Below are 18,207 nucleotides of genomic sequence, written 5' to 3'. Positions count from 1 at the left end.
TCGCGCGCCGTGCGCAGTCTCTCCAGCCCCCACTGAGAGGAAGTCATGCCCACCACCCTTCCCACCGGAGACACCAAGGTCGCCGACTGGCTCGCCCACCCCGTCGCGGGCGAGGTGATGCGCGAGATGCTCGCCGAGGCCGGCCAGTCCGAGCGCACCCTCGCGCCTGTCAAGCGCTTCTCGATGAACAAGCTCGTCAAGATCTCGGGCGGCCGCTTCAGCCAGGAGCTGCTCGACGGTCTCATCGCGGAGACCGCGCGCCGCGCCGCGGACCCCGCGGCATCGTCCCTCCCTGCCGCTCCTGCTCCCGAGGCGGCCGTCGAGCCTCCCGCCCCGGCCGAGGCCCCCGAGTGGGAGGAGCGGATCACCGACGGCCGCTTCACCGGCAAGACCGTGGTGGTCACCGGTGCGGGCTCGGGCATCGGGCGCGCCACCGCGGCACGCGTCGCCCGCGAGGGCGGTCGTGTCATCGCGCTCGACATCTCGGAGGAGCGCCTCAAGGGCTTCGCCGCCGAGCTCGACGGGCTCGACATCACCACGGTCACCGCGGACGTCACCCAGGAGGCGGACATCGCGCGCGTGCTCGACGCCGCGGGCGACCGCATCGACGCGCTCGCGAACGTCGCCGGGATCATGGACAACATGACCGGGCTCCATGACGTCTCGGACGACGTCTGGTCGCGCGTGTTCGCGGTCAACGTCGAGGGCGTGATGCGGCTGTCGCGCGCGGTGCTGCCGCGCATGCTCGAGGCGGGCGCGGGCTCGATCGTCAACGTCGCCTCGGAGGCGGGGCTGCGCGGCTCGGCGGCGGGTGTCGCCTACACCGCCTCCAAGCACGCGGTGGTCGGCATGACCAAGAGCACCGCGTTCCTCTACGGCCCGTCGGGCATCCGCGTCAACGCGGTCGCCCCCGGCCCGGTCATCACCAACATCGAGGCGCGGTTCGACTCTCCGCTCGCGCAGGACCGCATCACCACCGCGATGGCGGTGCTGCCCACGCCGGTGGCCGCCGAGCAGCTCGCGGCGTCGATCACGTTCCTGCTGTCGGACGACGGCGTGAACCTCAACGGCGCGATCCTCCCGTCCGACGGCGGCTGGTCCGCCGCCTGACAGGCAAACGTGCGGCCGGTCCGACCGGACCGGGGCCACGCTGAGAGGGAGCGGGGGTCCGGGGCGCGAGCCCCGGGCCCCTGTTGCGTGTCGGGGCAGGTACCTACGATGGTCGGCATGATCGTCAGACACCTCGGCAAGACGCCCGTCATCGACCCCACCGCGACCGTCGCCCCCACGGCGGTGGTCTCCGGGGATGTGACGCTCGGTCCAGGGGTGCGCATCCTCCACGGCGCCGTGCTCACCGCGGAGAACGGCCGGATCGCGGTCGGCTCCGACGTGGTGGTCATGGAGAACGCGGTGGTGAAGGCGCGCGCGGGGCACGATGTCGAGATCGGCGACGCGGTGGTGATCGGCCCTCACGTCCACCTCAACGGCGCGCGGGTCGGGGACGAGTGCTTCCTCGCGACGGGCGCCGCGATCTTCCCCGGCGCGGTGATCGAGTCCGGATGCGAGGTCCGGATCCGTGGCGTGGTGCAGGTCAACACGACGCTCGCGAAGGGCACCATCGTGCCGATCGGGTGGATCGCGGTCGGCTCTCCCGCGTCGATGCTCCCGCCCGAGAAGCACGAGGAGGTCTGGGCGATCCAGCAGGACCTCGACTTCACCGGCACGGTGTACGGCATGGAGCGCGAGTCGACCATGCGCGAGATCCTGCGCAGCCAGAGCGAGTTCTACGGGGCGCACGCGCACGACGAGATCGTCGGGTGACGGCCTGCTCGATGGAGCGGTCGCCCGTGCGCCCGGCCATGGGCGGCGTCGCATCGTCGATGGGCCGCTCCGCCGGGACGCCGATGCAGCCGCGGGCGCCGCGGCGGGCCGAGGCCCGGGAGCGTGGCCCCCGGGCCTCAGCGAAGGTCAGTCGGTGCTGACCTGGATGCGGCGCGGCTTCGCGGCCTCGGACTTGGCGACCGTGACCGTGAGCAGGCCGTCCTTGTAGGTCGCGGCGACCTGGTCGGGGTCCACGCGGTCGGGCAGCCGGACGGCGCGGTGGAAGCTCCCGAAGCGGCGCTCGACGCGACGGAAGCCCTCGACGTCCTTCTCGTCGTAGAAGTCGCGCTTGCCGGACACGGTGAGCACGTTCTCCTCGAGCGAGACGTCGACCTCCTCGGGCTTCACGCCCGGCAGCTCGATGTGCATGGTGAAGCCGTCCTCGGTCTCCTCGACGTCGAGGGCGGGGGAGAAGGCTCCCGCGAGCGACGTGTCGGTGTCGCCGAAGAACTGCTGGACGATGCGCTGGAAATCGTCCGGCCACGGGCTCGCGGCAGCGGCCGGAACCGAACGACGAAGAACCTCTCGTGCCATGATCTGACCTCCTTCAAGGATGGGTGGCCCGGAAGGGTTGGCGCCCTTACGGGCGAGCGCTCGGTGGCGCTCCAAGGCCAGGATAAGACTTGAGCGCCAAAGGCTCAAGTCTGATTCTTCGTCCTGGTAAGGAGGTGTTTCTCAGTCCTGGTCGTACGGCAGGCGGGCGAGCCGGCTCGGGTGCGAGACATGGCCGAGCCATGCCACCACGAGGGTGAGGATCGCGGACAGCGCCATCCCGAGCCCGATGTGCGCCTTGAGCAGCAGCGCGCCGGTGAGCGCGCCGGCGCCGATGAGCACGATCGCGCCGGCGCGGCGCTTCCACGGCTGCCCGCCGCCGGACCCGAGGACCGAGTCCGAGGCCAGCCCCGTGATGGTCGACGTCACCACCACCGTGGTGACGTCCTTGACCGCGACGTGGCGGGCCGCTGCGGCCTGGCAGCCCATCGCGAGACCCAGCGCCGCGGTGATCGCGTACTGCAGCGCGGTCTCATCGGGCTCGAGCAGCGAGGCCGGCACCGCGGCCGCCGCGATCACGAGCCCGACCGCACCGAAGAGCACCGTGTGGCGAGCGGTCCACGCGGCCTCGGCGCCACGCAGCGCCCGGCCCCCGGCGGCGGCGCCGCCCATGAAGGCGGCCAGCGCGATCAGAGGGCCGACGACCGGCAGGCCGGTGTCGCCCGCGAGACCCATGCCGAGGATGACCACGTTGCCCGTCATGTTGCCCGTGAACACGCGGTCGAGCCCCAGGTAGCCGACGGCGTCGATGATGCCGGTCGAGAACGTGAGCGCGAGCATGAGGCCCAGATGGGCGCTCGCGGGGTTGCGGCGCATGCGGTCGAGCACGGGACCTCCGATGGGGACGGCCCCGGTCGGGATCCGAGGATGCGACGCGGGGCGGCTGTAGTCTCGGCCCAAGACTAGGGCACGGCGTGGAACGGCCACCGAGGGGACACCGCATGGGGGACTACCAGGGGACACTGCAGCCGGGTCGAGGCGTGGACGGGTCCCCGTACCTCGCCGCGGACCCTGCGCAGGTGTACTGGGGAAGGCTTCCCGCGCGCGACGATGCCCCCGTCCTGACGGTGGACCCCGGTGCCGAGGTGGTGGTCGACACCGTGAGCCACGAGGGCCTGCTCCCGGATCAGGGGTCGGATCCGCTCGCCTTCTTCGCCCGCCATGGCGTCGCGCCGCAGGACGTGCTCGAGGACGCGGTCGCGATCGCGGCGAGCCGCTCGCGGGCCGAGGGCGACGGTCCGCACGTGGTGACCGGGCCCATCGATGTGCGTGGCGCACGTCCGGGGGACCTGCTCGCGATCACGCTGCTCGACGCGACCCCGCGCGTGCCCTACGGCGTGATCTCGAACCGCCACGGCCGCGGTGCCCTGCCCGGCGAGATGCCTGCCGGGCCGGACGACGTCTCGGTGTTCACCCCGATCGCGCCCGACTCCTCCGGCGAGTGGCGCGGCCGCCTGCCCCTGACCGAGGGCGGCGAGCGTTCCGTGAGCTTCCCGCTCGCGCCCTTCCTGGGGATCATGGGCGTCGCGACCGACACCCCCGAGCGGGCCCACTCGGTGCCGCCGGGGCCGCACGGCGGCAACATCGACATCCGCCATCTCACGGCCGGCGCGACGCTTCATATCCCGGTCCAGGTCGAGGGCGCGCTCGCGTACGTGGGCGATCCGCACTTCGCCCAGGGCAACGGCGAGGTCGCGCTCACGGCGCTCGAGGCGTCGCTGCGGGTGCGCATCCGGCTCGACGTCCTCGATGCGGACGCGGCCGCGCGCGAGTTCGGCGCCTTGGCGACACCGCTCGCGGCCGATGCGACGCACCTCATGCCGACCGGGCTCGACGCGGACCTGGACGAGGCGATGCGGGCGTGCGTGCGCCAGGCGATCGCGTTGCTGGGCGCCCGGTACGGGATGGCGCCGCACCTCGCGTACGCGTACCTGTCCGCCGCCACGGACTTCGAGATCTCGCAGGTGGTGGACCTGGTCACAGGCGTCCACGCCCGCATCCGGCGCGCCGACTTCGAGGAGGTCAGATGAACATCGTGGTCGAGGGGGGAGCGGCGGCTCCGGAGGGGCTGGTCGAGGCCGTGCTCGCGTACGAGGCGGCGCTCGCGGACGACGATCTGGACGCGCTCGCCGCCGCCTTCGAGCCCGGCGGCTCGACGTTGCGCGGAGATCGCGCGGGTCTGCTCGTGGGGCACGAGCGGATCACGGGCTTCCGGGCGCGCCGCGGTGGTGCGGGCGCGCGCGGGCTCGACGAGATGCGGATCCATCTCGCCGGCGACGATGCCGCGCACGTCACCACCGTCAACGCCCCGGCGGGCGGCGGGCGGGGACTGGTGACGCAGCTGTGGAGGCGGGGTCCCGACGGCGCGTGGCGCATCGCCGCCGCCCATGTCACCGCGCCTGCGCCGGCCCTCGATGCCCGGATCTGGCGTGTCGCAGGGGCGCCGCTGGTCGCGGGCACGCCCGGCGGACCGCTCGCGGGCGAGACCGTCGCGGTCAAGGACCTGTTCGCGATCGCGGGCCAGCGCATCGGTGTGGGCGTGAAGGCGTATCTCGCCGAGGCGCCCCTCGAGCCGGAGACAGCGCCTGCGGTCCAGGCGCTGCTCGATGCGGGTGCCGATGTCCTCGGGATCGCGCAGACGGATCAGTTCGCGTACTCGATCGCCGGCCTCAACCCCGACTATGGGACGCCGCCCAACGGCGCCGTGCCGGGTGCGATCCCCGGGGGATCGAGCTCGGGGCCGGCATCGGCCGTCGCAGCGGGTCAGGCGAGCATCGGTCTCGGCACCGACACCGCGGGCTCCATCCGGGTGCCGGCGTCGTACCAGGGGCTGTGGGGGCTGCGGCCCTCCCACGGTGCGGTGAGCCTCGACCGGGTCGCGCCCCTCGCCCCGCGGTACGACACCGCCGGCTGGCTCACGCGCGACGGCGGCACGATGCGCCGTGTCGCCGAGGTCGGGCTCGCAGGCCGTCCCGCCGTCGCGCCGGCGGCCTCGTACCTGGCCGCGCCCGCCGTGATGATGTCGTGCGCGGCAGGCGTGCGGGACGCGTTCGACCGGGCGCTCGGCACGCTCGCCGGCGCGGGCCTCCACGTCTCGCCCGTCGACGTCCCGGCGCTCGACGACCTCCTGCTCGCCTTCCGCCTCACCCAGTCCGCCGAGGCGTGGAGGGCGGACGGCGCCTGGGTCGAGGCGCACCCGGGCGCGCTGGCGCCCGATGTGCAGGACCGCTTCGACTTCGCCAGGAGCGTCACGGAGGACCAGGAGGCCGATGCGGTCGCCGATGCGGGGCTCCTTGCCGCCCGGCTCGACCTCGAGCTCGGTGACCGCGTGCTCCTGGTGCCCTCGGCCGCATCGGCGGCGCCGCGCCTCGACGCGGACGGGGCCGAGCTGGAGTCGCGCCGTCGCGCGACGCTCAGCATCACCGCGATCGCGGGTCTCACGGGGCGTCCCGGGCTCTCGGTGCCGCTGCTCGGTACCCCTGATGGGCCGGTCGGGATGTGCCTGGTGGGTCCGGTCGGCTCGGAGCTTGCGCTGATCGACCTGGGGCTCGCGCTCGAGGCCGCGCTGCGCAATCCAGGCGAAACATCATCAGGGCACACTGTGTAAGTCACATCAACATTTCGCGGAGGCCCCATGTCCCTGCCAGGCCCGATCGACCCGCCCGCGCGCCTGCTCATGGGCCCCGGTCCCATCACCGCGGACCCGCGCGTCCTGCGAGCGATGTCGGCGCAGCTGGTGGGCCAGTACGACCCCTTCATGACTGAGTCCATGAACGAGGTCATGGGCCTGTACCGCTCCGTCTTCGAGACCGCGAACGAGCAGACGCTGCTGGTGGACACCACGTCCCGCGGCGCGATCGAGGCGGCGCTCGTGTCGCTGCTCGAGCCGGGCGACTGCGTGCTGGTGCCGGTCATGGGACGCTTCGGGCACCTGCTGGTCGAGATCGCGCAGCGGTGCGGCGCGGAGGTCCACACCGTGGACGCGCCGTGGGGCACGGTGGTCCCGATCGAGGACATCGCGGCCGCGATGGAGCGCGTCCGTCCCAAGGTCCTCGCGATGGTCCACGGCGACACCTCGACCACGATGATGCAGCCGTTCGACGGGCTGCGCGAGCTGTGCGACCGCTTCGACTGCCTGCTCTACGCGGACGTCACCGCGACGCTCGGCGGGAACCCGTTCCCCACCGATGCCTGGGGCGTGGACGCCGCGACCGCGGGCCTGCAGAAGTGCCTGGGCGGCCCCTCGGGGTCCGCGCCGGCGACGTTCTCCGCGCGCGCGGTCGAGGTGATCGAGGCGAGGCGGTCCATCGAGGCAGGGATCCGCGACGACGGCGATCCGGTGACGGCGCACCCGATCCGGTCCAACTACCTCGACCTCGCGATGATCTTCGACTACTGGTCCCCGCGGCGGCTCAACCACCACACCGAGGCGACCACCATGCTCTACGGCGCCCGCGAGTGCGCGCGGATCATCCTCGAGGTCGGGCTGCCTGCCTACCAGGAGCGTCACCGGCTCCACGGGAGCGCGATGCTCGCCGGCGTCGAGGGGCTGGGCCTCGAGGTGTACGGCGACCGCGCGTCCCGGATGGCCAACGTGGTCGGCGTGGTCATCCCCGACGGCATCGACGGCGAGGCGGTGCGCGGCTCGATGCTGCGCGACTTCGGCATCGAGATCGGGACCTCCTTCGGCCCGCTCGCCGGGCGCGTGTGGCGCATCGGCACCATGGGCTACAACGCCCGGACCGATGCCGTCCTCACGACGCTCGCGTCCCTCGAGTCGGTGCTCCGGCGTCAGGGCCACCCTGTCCCGGCGGGCGGCGGGGTGGACGCCGCGATGGACGTCTACGGCGGTGCCGCATGAGGCGCGCGCGGCGCGCGGCCGCGAGCGCGGGTGCGTCGCTCGAGGACGCCCGCGAGGCGCTGCGGCGCTGCGACGTGCTCGCGGGGATCTCCTCGATGGAGGGCGGCATCGAGCGCGTGTACCTGTCGCGCGAGCACGCCGCCGCGAATGCGCAGGTGTCCGAGTGGATCGAGGGCGCGGGCATGCGCGCGTGGCAGGACCAGGCGGGCAATGCGCGCGGCTCGTACCCGGGTGCGACGCCCGACGCGCCCGTGCTGCTGCTCGGCTCGCACCTCGACACGGTCCCCGATGCGGGCCGTTACGACGGCATCCTCGGGGTGATGATCGCGATCGCGGTGGTGCGGCGTCTCCATGCGCACGGGGTGATGCTTCCGTTCGCGATCGAGGTGCTGGGCTTCGCGGATGAGGAGGGCGTGCGTTTCGGGCGGACGCTCCTGGGATCGTGCGCCGTGGCCGGCACGTGGGACCCGGCGTGGCTGGACCTGCCCGACGGCGAGGGGGTGACGCTGCGGAATGCGCTCGCCTCGTTCGGGCTCGACCCCGAGGAGGTCGCGAGCGCGGCGCTCGACCCGGCGACGGTGGTGGGCTACCTCGAGGCGCACATCGAGCAGGGCCCGCTGCTGCTCGATGCCGGCCGGCCCCTGGGTGTGGTGTCGGGGATCATGGGCGCCAAGCGCTTCGATCTCGCGATGGAGGGCGAGGCGGGCCATGCGGGCGGCGTGCCGATGCGCCATCGGCGCGATGCGCTGCTGGGCGCTGCGGAGACGGCGATCGCGGTCGAGCAGGTCGCGCTCGAGCACGGCGTGGTCGGGACGGTGGGACAGATGGCGGTGCTTCCCGGCGCCGCGAACGTCATCCCGGGCCGCGCCGACTTCTCGCTCGACGTGCGCGCGGCGACCGACGCGGATCGGGACAAGGCGTGGGAGGAGATCCGCGCGCGCGCCGTCGCGGCTGCGGGGGAGCGCCGCCTCACATTCACCGAGCATCTGCGCCACGAGGCGCGCGCGACCTCGACCGAGCGGCGTCTGAGCGAGGCGATCGAGCATGGCGTCACCGTCGCGACGGGCGAGCGCGAGCCTATGGAGCTCCTGTCCAAGGCGGGCCACGACGCGATGGCGATCGCGTCGCTCGCGCCGTACGCGATGCTCTTCGTGCGCAACGGCAACGGCGGGGTGAGCCACCATCCTGACGAGACCGTCACGGTCGAGGACGTGGCGCTCGCGATCGATGCCTTCGAGGCCGCGGTGCTCGCGGTCGCCCAGCGGATGACGGACGGCACGCCGGCCTGACCCGGGCCTGCACGATGTGGTGCCAGCCGCGGCGCGCGCGGACCTGGCCGGGCGCATCGTCCGTGCCTACCGTGGTCGCGTGACCTCCCTCCACTTCCGCCAGGTCGACGTCTTCGGCGACCGTCCGTACTCCGGCAACCCCGTCGCGGTGATCCTGGGCGCCGACGGGCTCACCGACGCGCAGATGGCCGCCATCTCCGTGTGGACCAACCTGTCCGAGTGCACGTTCGTGCTCGAGCCGACCGTCCCGGAGGCCGACTACCGCGTGCGCATCTTCACGCTGAGCGCGGAGCTGCCCTTCGCCGGTCACCCCACGCTGGGCACCGCCCGCGCGTGGCTCGACGCGGGAGGCGTGCCGCGCGATGCCAGGCGCATCGTCCAGGAGTGCGGGATCGGCCTGATCGAGATCTGGGACGACGACGTGCGGCTCGCCTTCGCCGCGCCCGAGCCGCTGCGCACCGGCGACGTCGAGGAGGAGGACCTCGCGGGCTTCTGCGCGGTGCTGGGCATCGAGCGTGACCGCGTTGTCGCGTCGCACTGGGTCGACAACGGCCCCGGCTGGGTGGGCATCGAGCTCGCCTCGGCGGAGGAGGTGCTCGCGCTCGTGCCCGACGCGGCCGGTCATCCGGGCGACTGGTTCATCGGCGTGGTGGGGCCGCACCCCGAGGGTGCGGAGACCGCGGTCGAGGTGCGGGCCTTCTTCACCTCCGACGGCTCCGGGCTGCGCGAGGACCCCGTCACCGGGTCCCTCAACGCGTCCCTGGGGCAGTGGCTCGTCTCGACGGGCCGCATCGAGGCTCCCTACGTGGCGGCGCAGGGCACCGCGATGGGTCGCCGCGGGCGTGTGCACGTGACCCCCGCCGATGAGGACCTGTGGATCGGCGGCGCCACCGAGGTGTGCGTGCGCGGCACCATCGAGGTGTGAGTCAGGGCGTGTCGACGTCCGTCGCGACGCCCAGGCCCGTGCAGTCGACCGCCTCCGCGTGATGCGCCTCGAGGTAGTGGGCCGCGCCGCGGCCCCCGCCCACCGTGGCGAGGAGCGGTCGGAGGTGGGCCGCCCCGATGAGGACCGGATGGCCAGGGGTGTCGCCGTCGACCGCGCGCGCGAGCACCTGGGGATCGCCGGTCCAGCGCTCGACCACGCGTGCGACGGCCTCGGGCGCCAGCGAAGGGAGGTCCACGAGCGTGACGAGGACGGCGCCCGCGTGCACCGACTGCGCCACCTCGAGCGCGGCATGGAGGCTCGCGCCGATGCCCTCGGACCAGCGCGCGACCACCACGCCGTGGGCCCCGCGCGGGAGCAGGTGGCGGGCCTCGTCCGCCTCGGCTCCCAAGAGCGCGAGCACGGGTTCGCAGCCCGCGCCGCTGAGAAGGTCGCACGCGCGGGGGAGCCAGGCCCCCGCATCGTCACGTGCCAGGGCCTTGGGGCCGCCGAATCGCGACCCCGCCCCCGCGGCGAGCACCACTCCGACGAGTCCGTTGGCCATACTGGACATCGTAAGGAGGGACGATGATCGAACCCACCCGTGAGGACCTTCTCGCGTGCCTGCGCGTGTCCCGATGGGCCGACGAGCTCGCCTCGCGCGCCTATCCGTCGCTGCTGTCGCTGGAGCGCGCCGCGGTGTCCGCCGCGACCCCGCTGTCGCCCGGCGAGGTCGACGAGGCGCTCGCCGCGCATCCCCGCATCGGGGAGCGACGCGCGGGCGTGGACGCGGAGGCGAGGTTCTCCGCCTCCGAGCAGGCCTCGTCCGCGTCGGACGATGCGGTGCTCGCCGCGCGGCTGGCCGAGGGCAACCGCGCATACGAGGCCCGGTTCGATCGCGTGTTCCTCATCAGGGCCGCGGGGCGCTCGCGCGAGGAGATCGTCGCGGAGCTCGAGCGCCGGCTGCTCAACGACGACGTGGTCGAGCTCGCCGAGGTGGCCGACCAGCTGCGCGGGATCGCCCTGCTGCGCCTGCGCGCGACCTATGGGGAGGTGGCCGCATGAGCCACGTGACCACGCATGTGCTCGACTCGGTGCACGGGCGGCCCGCCGCCGGCCTGCACGTGCGGCTGATGCACGGCATGGAGGAGCTCGGCACGGGCGTGACGGACGCCGACGGGCGGGTCCCGTCGCTCGGGCCGGAGTCGTTGCACCCCGGGACCTACCAGCTGGTGTTCGCGACGGGGGACTGGTTCGCGGATCACGGTGTCGCGACGTTCTACCCCGAGGTGCGCATCGCGTTCGGCATCGCTGGCGACGAGCACTACCACGTGCCGCTGCTGCTGAGCCCGTTCGGGTACTCGACCTACCGCGGAAGCTGACGCGCGCGCCATCGTCCCTCGCAGTCGACGGAAGTTGACGCGTCATGGAATTTTTCCGGCACTGTTTGCGATAATCCATGCGTGAGCATCAACATCGACATCTGGTCCGACATCGCGTGCCCGTGGTGCTACCTGGGCAAGCGTCGCCTCGAGGAGGCGGTCGCCGCCTCCGGGGACGACGTGACCATCCGGTACCGCAGCTTCCAGCTGGACCCGGGCATCCCTGCGGACCAGGCGACCCCTCATGCCGAGGCCCTCGCGAAGAAGTTCAACACCACCCCCGAGCGCGTGCGTGAGATGAACCAGCGGCTCGTGGACCTCGGCGCCGAGGCGGGCATCGCGTACGACTTCGACGCCTACATGTCCGCGAACACCCGCGATGCGCATCGGGTGCTGCATCTGGCGCACTCCCACGGGCTCGGCGTCGAGATGAAGGAGCGCCTCATGAAGGCGCAGATGGTCGACGGCGCGGTGGTCTCCGATCACGACACCCTGGTCGCCCTCGCGGCCGAGGTCGGGCTCGATGCCGACGAGGTGCGCGACGCGCTCTCCACCGGCGCCTACGGGGACGCGGTCGACGCGGATGTCGCGCAGGCGGCGGCCTACGGCGCCACCGGCGTGCCGTTCTTCGTGTTCGACGGCGCGTTCGCGGTCTCGGGCGCGCAGCCCGTCGAGACCTTCGCGCTCGCGCTGTCCAAGGCTCGCGAGGCCCGCGCGGCGTCCTGACGCCTCGCGGCGTCCCTATTGACAAACGATCTTTATCTATCGATCATCGAGAGATGAGATCCGTTGTCATCGCCTGGCTCCGCCTCCTGCTCGTCGGAATCCTCGCCGGGTCGCTCCTGGGCCAGGTCCTGGTGGTGCTCATCGCGCAGGCGAACGGCAAGGAGGCTCCGGAGGTGGAGCATCTGGTGGTGCCGTACTCGATCGCAGGCATCGCGGCGATCCTGTGCTTCCAGATCGCGGTCGCGTGCATCTGGGCGCTGCTCACCATGGTCGAGTCCGGCCGCATCTACACGGCTCGCGCGCTGCGGTGGGTCGAGGCGATCATCTGGTGCGGGGGGACGGCCGCCGGCATCGTGGTGGCGACCGCAGGGCATCTGCTCCTGTTCGAGCGGCTCGGCGGTCCCGGGGTCCCGCTGGGGATGATGGTCGCGATGGTGACGGGGAGCGCATTCGTCCTGCTCATGGTCGTGATGCGTGGCCTGCTCGCCACCGCCATCGCTGACCGCGCGGAGCTGGCGGAGGTGATCTGATGCCGATCGTCGTCGACATCGACGTCATGCTCGCCCGCCGGAAGATGCCCGTGGGGGAGTTCGCCGCCGCCGTGGGGCTCACGTCGGCGAACGTCGCGGTGCTCAAGAACGGCCGCGCGAAGGCCGTCCGGTTCAGCACGCTCGAGCGGATCTGCGAGGTGCTCGCGTGCCAGCCGGGGGACATCCTGCGCTGGGAGCCCGACGTCGAGCCGGGCGCGCCCGCGAGCTGACCCCGACGGTCACTCGACGGTGATCGAGCCCTGCTCCGGGATCGCGATCGCGGGTCCCTCGAGGTGGCAGCTGGAGAGGTAGTAGGCGATCCGCTCGTACGGCGTGCCGTCGATCGAGAGCATGGGCTCGTCGGGCGCGGAGTCCTCGATCACGGTCGCGGTGAAGGTATCGCCGTCGGTGGCATGCGCGCGCAGGGTGGTGCCGTCGTCGAGCGTGACGATGGAGGCGGTGGGATCGTCCTCGTCCTCCTCGATGGTGGTGCCCTCGGGCCAGAACGTGAGGCGCGCGGTGCCGTCGACCACGGAGGTCACGCACCCGTTCGACCTCGCCGTGAGCGTCGCGGTCACGGTCACGGGATCACCGTCGAAGTGGCCGTCGATCAGCTCGACGTCCCGCATCGTGTGGTTCTGGTCTCCCACCTCTCCATCGTCGGCGAGGGTGAAGGCGAACCAGATCAGGCCTCCGGCGATGGCGGCGACGGCCACGAGGGGCCATGCAAGTCGTCCTCGACTCTTCATGGACGGAACGTATGGCCTGGTCAGAGTGCTGTCCATCCCCCATTTCGGGGGGCGTGCACGGGCGACGACGAAGGGGGCCGGCCCCGGCGGGCCGACCCCCTTCGCTACGTCCGGTTCAGGCCCGGTTCGCGCGGTAGTACGCGATGAGCGCCTGGGTGGACGCGTCCTGCGCGGACAGCGCCGCATCGTCGCCCTCGATCGCCGGAGCGATCTCGAGCGCGAGCTTCTTGCCCAGCTCGACGCCCCACTGGTCGAACGCGTTGATGCCCCACACCACGGACTGCGTGAAGGTGATGTGCTCGTAGAGCGCGATGAGCTGTCCGACGACGGACGGCGTGAGCGACGGGGCGAAGATCGACGTCGTGGGCTTGTTGCCCGCGAACGTGCGCGCGGCGACCAGGGCGCCGGTGGTGCCCTCCGCCTCGACCTCCTCGGCCGTCTTGCCGAAGGCGAGCGCCTTGGTCTGCGCGAGGAAGTTCGCGAGGAACAGCGCGTGGACGTCCTGACCGCCGTCCTCGAGCGGGTACGCCGGGTTCACCACGGCGATGAAGTCCGCGGGGATGAGGCGCGTGCCCTGGTGGATGAGCTGGTAGAACGCGTGCTGGCCGTTGGTGCCGGGCTCGCCCCAGAAGATCTCGCCGGTGTCCGTGGTGACGGGGGAGCCGTCCCACATGACCGACTTGCCGTTGGACTCCATCGTGAGCTGCTGCAGATAGGCAGGGAAGCGGTGGAGCTGCTGCGCATACGGCAGCACGGCGTGCGACTGCGAGCCCAGGAAGTTGCAGTACCAGACGTTGAGGAGCCCCATGAGGACGGGCACGTTCTTCTCGAGCGGGGTCTCGGCGACGTGCGTGTCGACCGCGTGGAAGCCCGCGAGCAGCTCACGGAACACGTCCGGGCCGAGCGCGATCGCGAGCGAGAGGCCGATCGCCGAGTCGACCGAGTAGCGGCCGCCCACCCAGTCCCAGAACCCGAAGGCGTTGGTGGGGTCGATGCCGAAGGCCGCGACCTTGTCGAGCGCGGTGGAGACGGCGACGAAGTGGTGCGCGACCGCATCGTCCTTCTCCGCGTCGGTGCCCACGGGCACGCCGGCCGCCTCGAGCGAGGACCACAGCCAGTCGCGCGCGAGACGCGCGTTGGTGAGCGTCTCGAGCGTGGTGAAGGTCTTCGACGCGACGATGAAGAGCGTGGTCTCGGGGTCGAGGCCCTTGACCTTCTGGCCCATGTCGGTGGGGTCGATGTTGGACACGAAGCGCGCCTCGATGCCCGCGGTCGCGTAGGGCTCGAGGGCCTCGTAGACCATCACGGGGCCCAGGTCGGAGCCGCCGATGCCGATGTTGACGATGTGCGTCACGGTCTTGCCGGTGACGCCCTTCCACTCGCCCGAGCGCACGCGCTCCGCGAAGGCGTCGATCGCGCTCAGGACCGACTGGACGTCACCGTCGACGTCCTGACCGTCGACCGTCAGCGCGGGGGAGGAGCCGGCGGGGCGGCGCAGCGCGGTGTGGAGCACCGCGCGGTCCTCGGTGGTGTTGATGTGCTCGCCCGCGAGCATCGCCTGGTAGCGCGAGGCCACGCCGGTCTCCTCGGCCAGCTTCACCAGCGAGGCCAGGATCTCGTCGGTCACGAGGTTCTTGGACAGGTCCACGTGGAGGTCGGCGAGGGGGAGGGAGTAGCGCGCGACGCGGTCGGCGTCGGCGGCGAACCACCCGCGGAGGTCCGGGGTGAACGAGTCCTTGATGGCGGCCAGCTCGGCCCAGGCGGAGGTGGCGGTGGGATCGATAGGTGCAGTCACGGTTGCCAGGCTAGTCGGGTTGGGGGCGATGCGCGTGGGACCTGGGGTCGTCGCGCATCGTCCGCGGTCCGACGCCTTTCGGCGTGGTCCGCCTCAACTTGCCCGTCGCCGGGCCGATGGGAAGGGGCGAGCACGGATCGCTCGCCCCCGCGCCACGGATCGGCCGCCCATGAACGACGCCGGAGGCGCACCATGACCTCGATCACCGCCATGCCCTCGATCCAGGCACGCATCGCGGAGATCCGCTCGATGATCCAGCCGCAGCCGGTGATGGCGACCCTCGAGCAGCCCCTGACCTCGTCCGCCGTGGCGACCACCGTCGCGTCCGGAGAGCCCGACTTCGCGAGCGCCTACGAGAGCGCGCTGACGTCCCTCGACGCGGGTGCCGCCACCGCCGCGTCCTCCTCGATCGCCACGCGGGCCGTGACCGCCGTGAGCGACGCGACCGCCGCATCGTCCGGGTCGACCGGCCAGGACCTCGTGGAGGCCGCGCGCCAGTACCTGGGCACGCCCTACGTGTGGGGCGGGGAGTCGCTGTCCGAGGGCGGTCTCGACTGCTCGGGCCTGGTCCAGCTGTCCTTCAAGGACCTGGGCATCACCGACATCCCGCGCGTCGCGAAGGATCAGGGCCGGATCGGCACCGAGGTCGCGTCGCTCGACGAGGCGGAGGTGGGAGACCTGCTGATCTTCGACAACGGCACGCACATCGGCATCTACCTCGGCGACGGGAGGATGATCGACGCCCCGTACCGCGGCAGCTACGTGCAGGAACGCGACGTCTACGCGACGCCCACGAGCATCCGTCGGGTGCTGTAGGCCGAGGGAGGCCGTCAGCCGAGGCCGAGCGCCTCGTCCAGGCGCGCGTCCCAGTCGTGCCCGGCCAGGCCCGCGCGGTCGAGGAGGTCGCGCCAGTCGTCGCGGGCCTGCTCGAGCGCGTCCTCGAACAGCGTGAGGTTGCCGCGCGCCGCGATGAGGACCGCCGCCTGAAGCCGGTCGCGGTCGAGGCTCGCGCTCACCGTCAGCCGCTCGAGCGCGCTCACGATGCGCGGCGCCGAGCGCCCGAAGTCCTCTGCCGCACGCTCCGCGATGCGGTCGCTCACCACTGCCATGGCCGGGATCCTCTCACGGACGGGCGCAGGTCCTACAGCGGGGGAGCGACGGCCCGGCGACCGGCGACGTACACCCCGGCGATCGCGGGCTGGCGCAGCCCGACCAGCAGAGTGAAGAGCTCCTCGAGCGTCGCCTGCTCCTCGTCGTCGGAGCGGATGCCCATCGACAGCATCCCCTCGAGCGGCTCCCAGCGGCTCGTCTCGATGAGCAGGAAGTCCGCGTCCTTGCCCACGTCGAGGTTGCCGAACGCATGCTCCATGTCGAGCGCCCGCGCGCCGGCCAGGGTCGCGGCGAACAGCAGCTCGGCGGGGTGCAGGGCGGTGCCCGCCTCGCCCTCCTCGGAGATGTGCACCTTGTAGCAGTCGCCCGCGACGCGCGAGATCAGCCACTCGTCGCCGGCGCCGATGTCGGAACCGAGCGCGATGTTGACGCCCGCCGCGACGGTCGAACGCCAGGGCATGGTCCCCGAGCCCAGGAACAGCTGCGACGTGGGGCAGTGCGCGATGGATGTGCCGGTCTCGGCCATGCGGGCGAGCTCGCGCGGCTGCGAGTGCACGGCGTGAGCGAGCGAGGAGCGGCGGCCCAGGAGCGAGTGGCCTCCCGACTTGGAGCCGGGCAGGAAGCGGCCGTCGTAGGTGTCGAGGTAGGCCTCGACGCCGTAGGAGCCGAGCACGGCGGCGATCTCGCCGTCGCCCTTGCGGTTGTTCTCGTTGAGGTGGGAGTGGAAGTAGACGCCGGTCATGCGGGCCTCGTCGTAGAGCTCGCCGAGCGCGTGGAGCGTGCGCGGCGTGACCGAAAGCGAGAAGCGCGGGACCACGGCGACCTGGACGTGCGCGGTGCGCGGGTCGCCGGTGTCGACCGCGTGCCAGCGGTCGATCTCGTCGGCCACGAGCGTGACCGCGTCCTCCTCGGTGGTGAGGAGGGCCGATGCGGCGTCCGGACCGACCGTCTGGATCCCGCGCCCGGAGACCACGCGCAGCCCGGCGTCGAGCGTCTCCCGGTACAGGGCGTCCTGGGCGACCGGGAAGGCGCTGCCGAAGACCATCGCCGCGGTGGTGCCGGCGGCGATGCGGCGGCGCGTGAAGTACCGCGCGGCACGGCCGGCGAACTCGAGGTCGGCGAACCGCGCCTCGGTGGGGAAGATGCAGTGGTCGAGCCACTCGAGCAGCTGCCCGCCGCCGTGCGCGGCGGTCGCGTACGACTGCGGGAAGTGCACGTGCGCGTCGACGAACCCGGGGATGAGGTAGTCCGCGCGGGTCACCGGCGCCGCCGCGTAGGCGGCCGGGAGGGAGTGCCAGGGGCCCAGCCAGACGATGCGGCCCTCGCCGTCGACCACCAGCCCGCCGTCGGGGAAGGACACCAGGTGCTCGGCCACCCGGGTCTGGTCGGGAGCGCCTGCGATGTGGAACACGTGGGCGCGGTAGACGTGGACGCCGCCCGTGGTCGAGGCGTCTGTCGGGCTTGTCATGGTCTGTCCCCCCTGCGCCCGGGGAGGCGCGCATCGTCACCGTAGACGGGGTGGGTTTCGGGTGCGTTTCAAGTATCCCCAGGCCGTCCCGGCGTGTCGCCGGGCGTGTCGCGCACGGCGTCCGCGGCTATCCCCAGGCGTCCCCCGAGGCTGTGTGTAAATTGTGTGTAAATCTGTGGAGGAAACACACCATCTAGTGGTGGCATCCGGGCGCAGGCCCCATATATAGTGGCGTCTACCCAGTCCGCCCTAGCGTCTCGAAAGGACGTCCCCATGACGATCTCGGTCTACTCGAAGCCCTCCTGCGTGCAGTGCACCGCCACCAAGAAGGCGCTCGAGCGCGCCGAGCTCGAGTTCCAGATCTTCGACGTCACCGAGGACCAGGACGCGTACGACACCGTCATGAAGCTGGGCTACCTCCAGGCGCCCGTGGTCATCGCGGGTGACGAGCACTGGTCGGGCTTCCAGCCCGACCGCATCGCGGCGCTGGCCGAGCGGGTCGCGTCCTAAGCGAGCCGCCCTATGGCCTCCTTGGTGTACTTCAGCTCGGCCTCGGGCAACACCCACCGCTTCGTGCAGAAGCTGGGTGTCCCGGCGGACCGGATCCCGCTGTACCCCACCGAGGAGCCTCTCAAGGTCGACGAGCCCTACGTGCTGGTGCTCCCGACCTACGGCGGCGGCAACGACCGCGGCGCCGTCCCCAAGCAGGTCATCAAGTTCCTGAACGACGAGCACAACCGCTCGTACATCAGGGGAGTGATCAGCGCGGGCAACACCAACTTCGGTTCGGCCTACTGCATCGCCGGCGACATCGTCGCCAGCAAGTGCAAGGTCCCGCACCTGTACAAGTTCGAGCTTTTCGGAACGCAGGACGACGTCACCGCCGTCCGCGATGGATTGGAAGACCTGTGGAAGCAACTGTGATCGACACGCCCCGCACGG

General features: G+C 72.0%; 22 protein-coding genes. 15 read left to right on the top strand and 7 right to left on the bottom strand.

Annotation, left to right across the window (positions count from 1 at the left end; translation table 11 throughout):
* The first annotated feature begins 45 nt into the window (after positions 1 to 45).
* Together AOM00_RS00525 and AOM00_RS00520 are read left to right on the top strand one after the other, a co-directional pair.
* Positions 46 to 1,110, top strand: a complete 1,065-nt coding sequence (locus tag AOM00_RS00525; protein WP_062515927.1) for an SDR family NAD(P)-dependent oxidoreductase — start codon at positions 46 to 48, stop codon at positions 1,108 to 1,110.
* A 117-nt stretch (positions 1,111 to 1,227) separates the two neighbouring features.
* Complete coding sequence (locus tag AOM00_RS00520) at positions 1,228 to 1,821, top strand: gamma carbonic anhydrase family protein (protein WP_062516088.1); 594 nt, start codon at positions 1,228 to 1,230, stop codon at positions 1,819 to 1,821.
* Positions 1,822 to 1,968: 147 nt separating this feature from the next.
* Here the strand turns inward: AOM00_RS00520 and AOM00_RS00515 are convergent, their stop codons facing one another.
* Together AOM00_RS00515 and AOM00_RS00510 are read right to left on the bottom strand one after the other, a co-directional pair.
* Positions 1,969 to 2,415, bottom strand: a complete 447-nt coding sequence (locus tag AOM00_RS00515) for an Hsp20/alpha crystallin family protein (RefSeq protein WP_062515926.1) — start codon at positions 2,413 to 2,415, stop codon at positions 1,969 to 1,971.
* Positions 2,416 to 2,556: 141 nt separating this feature from the next.
* A complete protein-coding gene (locus AOM00_RS00510) occupies positions 2,557 to 3,261 on the bottom strand; it encodes a YoaK family protein (RefSeq protein WP_228373357.1) in 705 nt (234 codons plus the stop codon).
* Positions 3,262 to 3,374: 113 nt separating this feature from the next.
* Here AOM00_RS00510 and AOM00_RS00505 point away from each other — a divergent pair, with 113 nt between their 5' ends.
* From AOM00_RS00505 to AOM00_RS00485, 5 genes are all read left to right on the top strand, one after another.
* On the top strand, positions 3,375 to 4,463 hold the full coding sequence (locus AOM00_RS00505) for an acetamidase/formamidase family protein (RefSeq protein ID WP_062515925.1): 1,089 nt from the start codon (positions 3,375 to 3,377) through the stop codon (positions 4,461 to 4,463).
* Positions 4,460 to 6,040, top strand: a complete 1,581-nt coding sequence (locus AOM00_RS00500; protein ID WP_062515924.1) for an AtzH-like domain-containing protein — start codon at positions 4,460 to 4,462, stop codon at positions 6,038 to 6,040. Before AOM00_RS00505 ends, AOM00_RS00500 begins: the two co-directional genes overlap by 4 nt.
* A gap of 27 nt (positions 6,041 to 6,067) precedes the next feature.
* Positions 6,068 to 7,294: a pyridoxal-phosphate-dependent aminotransferase family protein gene (locus AOM00_RS00495; protein ID WP_062515923.1), complete on the top strand. Its 1,227-nt coding sequence runs from the start codon at positions 6,068 to 6,070 to the stop codon at positions 7,292 to 7,294.
* Positions 7,291 to 8,583 carry an allantoate amidohydrolase gene (locus AOM00_RS00490; protein ID WP_062515922.1) on the top strand — a complete coding sequence of 431 codons (1,293 nt, stop codon included), beginning with the start codon at positions 7,291 to 7,293 and terminating at the stop codon, positions 8,581 to 8,583. Before AOM00_RS00495 ends, AOM00_RS00490 begins: the two co-directional genes overlap by 4 nt.
* Positions 8,584 to 8,662: 79 nt before the next feature.
* The gene (locus AOM00_RS00485; protein WP_062516086.1) at positions 8,663 to 9,508 is read left to right on the top strand and encodes a PhzF family phenazine biosynthesis protein; all 846 of its coding nucleotides are present in this window, start codon (positions 8,663 to 8,665) and stop codon (positions 9,506 to 9,508) included.
* Position 9,509: 1 nt separating this feature from the next.
* Here the strand turns inward: AOM00_RS00485 and AOM00_RS00480 are convergent, their stop codons facing one another.
* A complete protein-coding gene (locus tag AOM00_RS00480; protein WP_062515921.1) occupies positions 9,510 to 10,070 on the bottom strand; it encodes a nucleotidyltransferase family protein in 561 nt (186 codons plus the stop codon).
* Positions 10,071 to 10,093: 23 nt separating this feature from the next.
* Between AOM00_RS00480 and AOM00_RS00475 the strand changes: the two genes are divergently transcribed.
* The 5 genes from AOM00_RS00475 to AOM00_RS00455 all read left to right on the top strand — a co-directional run bounded on the left by AOM00_RS00475 (position 10,094) and on the right by AOM00_RS00455 (position 12,373).
* The gene (locus tag AOM00_RS00475; RefSeq protein ID WP_062515920.1) at positions 10,094 to 10,570 is read left to right on the top strand and encodes a 2-oxo-4-hydroxy-4-carboxy-5-ureidoimidazoline decarboxylase; all 477 of its coding nucleotides are present in this window, start codon (positions 10,094 to 10,096) and stop codon (positions 10,568 to 10,570) included.
* Entirely contained in the window at positions 10,567 to 10,887 is a 321-nt protein-coding gene (gene uraH, locus AOM00_RS00470; RefSeq protein WP_062515919.1) for a hydroxyisourate hydrolase, read from the top strand. Before AOM00_RS00475 ends, uraH begins: the two co-directional genes overlap by 4 nt.
* Positions 10,888 to 10,968: 81 nt before the next feature.
* Positions 10,969 to 11,613, top strand: coding sequence for a DsbA family oxidoreductase (locus tag AOM00_RS00465; protein WP_228373356.1), 645 nt, complete (start codon positions 10,969 to 10,971; stop codon positions 11,611 to 11,613).
* Positions 11,614 to 11,666: 53 nt separating this feature from the next.
* Positions 11,667 to 12,143: a DUF2975 domain-containing protein gene (locus AOM00_RS00460; protein ID WP_062515918.1), complete on the top strand. Its 477-nt coding sequence runs from the start codon at positions 11,667 to 11,669 to the stop codon at positions 12,141 to 12,143.
* Positions 12,143 to 12,373 carry a helix-turn-helix domain-containing protein gene (locus tag AOM00_RS00455; protein ID WP_062515917.1) on the top strand — a complete coding sequence of 77 codons (231 nt, stop codon included), beginning with the start codon at positions 12,143 to 12,145 and terminating at the stop codon, positions 12,371 to 12,373. Before AOM00_RS00460 ends, AOM00_RS00455 begins: the two co-directional genes overlap by 1 nt.
* Before the next feature lie 9 nt (positions 12,374 to 12,382).
* Here the strand turns inward: AOM00_RS00455 and AOM00_RS00450 are convergent, their stop codons facing one another.
* Both AOM00_RS00450 and pgi read right to left on the bottom strand, forming a co-directional pair.
* On the bottom strand, positions 12,383 to 12,892 hold the full coding sequence (locus AOM00_RS00450) for a hypothetical protein (RefSeq protein WP_156158953.1): 510 nt from the start codon (positions 12,890 to 12,892) through the stop codon (positions 12,383 to 12,385).
* A 115-nt stretch (positions 12,893 to 13,007) separates the two neighbouring features.
* Positions 13,008 to 14,687, bottom strand: a complete 1,680-nt coding sequence (gene pgi / locus AOM00_RS00445) for a glucose-6-phosphate isomerase (protein WP_062515915.1) — start codon at positions 14,685 to 14,687, stop codon at positions 13,008 to 13,010.
* Positions 14,688 to 14,879: 192 nt separating this feature from the next.
* Here pgi and AOM00_RS00440 point away from each other — a divergent pair, with 192 nt between their 5' ends.
* Entirely contained in the window at positions 14,880 to 15,503 is a 624-nt protein-coding gene (locus tag AOM00_RS00440; protein WP_082096376.1) for a C40 family peptidase, read from the top strand.
* 14 nt (positions 15,504 to 15,517) lie between these two features.
* Here AOM00_RS00440 and AOM00_RS00435 read toward each other — a convergent pair whose 3' ends face one another.
* Together AOM00_RS00435 and AOM00_RS00430 are read right to left on the bottom strand one after the other, a co-directional pair.
* Positions 15,518 to 15,796, bottom strand: coding sequence for a hypothetical protein (locus tag AOM00_RS00435; RefSeq protein ID WP_062515914.1), 279 nt, complete (start codon positions 15,794 to 15,796; stop codon positions 15,518 to 15,520).
* A gap of 32 nt (positions 15,797 to 15,828) precedes the next feature.
* Complete coding sequence (locus AOM00_RS00430) at positions 15,829 to 17,265, bottom strand: amidohydrolase family protein (protein ID WP_062515913.1); 1,437 nt, start codon at positions 17,263 to 17,265, stop codon at positions 15,829 to 15,831.
* 273 nt (positions 17,266 to 17,538) lie between these two features.
* On the opposite strand from AOM00_RS00430, the gene nrdH reads away from it, so the two are divergent.
* Entirely contained in the window at positions 17,539 to 17,775 is a 237-nt protein-coding gene (nrdH, locus tag AOM00_RS00425; RefSeq protein WP_062515912.1) for a glutaredoxin-like protein NrdH, read from the top strand.
* Positions 17,776 to 17,787: 12 nt separating this feature from the next.
* Positions 17,788 to 18,189: a class Ib ribonucleoside-diphosphate reductase assembly flavoprotein NrdI gene (gene nrdI / locus AOM00_RS00420; RefSeq protein WP_062515911.1), complete on the top strand. Its 402-nt coding sequence runs from the start codon at positions 17,788 to 17,790 to the stop codon at positions 18,187 to 18,189.
* Positions 18,190 to 18,207: the final 18 nt, after the last annotated feature.

It is taken from the genome of Demequina gelatinilytica (assembly GCF_000971115.1).
Taxonomy (GTDB): Bacteria; Actinomycetota; Actinomycetes; order Actinomycetales; family Demequinaceae; genus Demequina; species Demequina gelatinilytica.
This window is presented reverse-complemented; position numbering and strand designations above follow the sequence as displayed.

Coding starts and splice junctions, on each gene's coding strand:
- AOM00_RS00460 (WP_062515918.1), top strand. CDS start 11,667: ATGAGATCCGTTGTCATCGCCTGGCTCCGCCTCCTGCTCGTCGGAATC.
- AOM00_RS00450 (WP_156158953.1), bottom strand. CDS start 12,892: ATGAAGAGTCGAGGACGACTTGCATGGCCCCTCGTGGCCGTCGCCGCC.
- AOM00_RS00495 (WP_062515923.1), top strand. CDS start 6,068: ATGTCCCTGCCAGGCCCGATCGACCCGCCCGCGCGCCTGCTCATGGGC.
- AOM00_RS00500 (WP_062515924.1), top strand. CDS start 4,460: ATGAACATCGTGGTCGAGGGGGGAGCGGCGGCTCCGGAGGGGCTGGTC.
- nrdI (WP_062515911.1), top strand. CDS start 17,788: ATGGCCTCCTTGGTGTACTTCAGCTCGGCCTCGGGCAACACCCACCGC.
- AOM00_RS00490 (WP_062515922.1), top strand. CDS start 7,291: ATGAGGCGCGCGCGGCGCGCGGCCGCGAGCGCGGGTGCGTCGCTCGAG.
- AOM00_RS00480 (WP_062515921.1), bottom strand. CDS start 10,070: ATGGCCAACGGACTCGTCGGAGTGGTGCTCGCCGCGGGGGCGGGGTCG.
- AOM00_RS00435 (WP_062515914.1), bottom strand. CDS start 15,796: ATGGCAGTGGTGAGCGACCGCATCGCGGAGCGTGCGGCAGAGGACTTC.
- AOM00_RS00440 (WP_082096376.1), top strand. CDS start 14,880: ATGACCTCGATCACCGCCATGCCCTCGATCCAGGCACGCATCGCGGAG.
- AOM00_RS00505 (WP_062515925.1), top strand. CDS start 3,375: ATGGGGGACTACCAGGGGACACTGCAGCCGGGTCGAGGCGTGGACGGG.
- AOM00_RS00430 (WP_062515913.1), bottom strand. CDS start 17,265: ATGACAAGCCCGACAGACGCCTCGACCACGGGCGGCGTCCACGTCTAC.
- AOM00_RS00525 (WP_062515927.1), top strand. CDS start 46: ATGCCCACCACCCTTCCCACCGGAGACACCAAGGTCGCCGACTGGCTC.
- AOM00_RS00520 (WP_062516088.1), top strand. CDS start 1,228: ATGATCGTCAGACACCTCGGCAAGACGCCCGTCATCGACCCCACCGCG.
- uraH (WP_062515919.1), top strand. CDS start 10,567: ATGAGCCACGTGACCACGCATGTGCTCGACTCGGTGCACGGGCGGCCC.
- AOM00_RS00475 (WP_062515920.1), top strand. CDS start 10,094: ATGATCGAACCCACCCGTGAGGACCTTCTCGCGTGCCTGCGCGTGTCC.
- nrdH (WP_062515912.1), top strand. CDS start 17,539: ATGACGATCTCGGTCTACTCGAAGCCCTCCTGCGTGCAGTGCACCGCC.
- AOM00_RS00515 (WP_062515926.1), bottom strand. CDS start 2,415: ATGGCACGAGAGGTTCTTCGTCGTTCGGTTCCGGCCGCTGCCGCGAGC.
- AOM00_RS00455 (WP_062515917.1), top strand. CDS start 12,143: ATGCCGATCGTCGTCGACATCGACGTCATGCTCGCCCGCCGGAAGATG.